The organism is Vibrio sp. 1078-1 (assembly GCF_033340475.1).
Genome location: NZ_JAWOWM010000537.1, coordinates 1 through 618, shown reverse-complemented (window position 1 = coordinate 618; position 618 = coordinate 1). Strand labels below are relative to the sequence as shown.

1 protein-coding gene is annotated in these 618 nt (G+C 48.2%); it reads left to right on the top strand.

Annotated features, from left to right (window positions below; translation table 11 throughout):
- Window positions 1-21: 21 nt before the first annotated feature.
- The coding region (locus R7190_RS28660; protein WP_318138035.1) for a 2-dehydropantoate 2-reductase at window positions 22-618 on the top strand (597 nt) is incomplete at its 3' end.

Here is a 618-nt window from a genome sequence, read left to right as displayed (position 1 = left end):
CCTTTTTACTGAGAGCGTTTGGTGAATATTCTCATTTTAGGTCCGGGGGCCATTGGCTCACTGTGGGCAACAAAATTTCAATTGGCAGGACACCAAGTATCAGTGTGGGGCAGAACGTCTGAGCCGCAACACTCCCTTACGCTTGATGACTCACCTGCAATGGAGTTTCCTAACCAACATATTCCCTCTTTACAACAAGCGGATTTGATTTTGGTCACGGTGAAAGCGTGGCAAGTGATCACTGCACTCAAACCTCTTATTGAGCACATTCATCGCGATGCCATTGGTATGCTTATGCACAATGGTATGGGTGCGGCCGAGCAGGTAGAAGAGATGCTATCCGCAAATCCCGTCGTTATCGCAACCACAACCCATGGTGCTTATAAGCCGAATAAAGAGCACGTAATGCACACGGGGCAAGGCATCACTCAAGTTGGCGGCTTTAATGCGTCTGGCGCTCATTGCCAGTTTTTGCAAGATGTTATGCAGCACGCTTTACCAGAAGTTGTTTGGAACCCAAACATCAATGCCGCGTTGTGGACCAAACTCGCCATAAACTGTGCAATCAACCCGCTTACAGCATTGCATCAATGTAAAAATGGCGACCTTGCACACGGT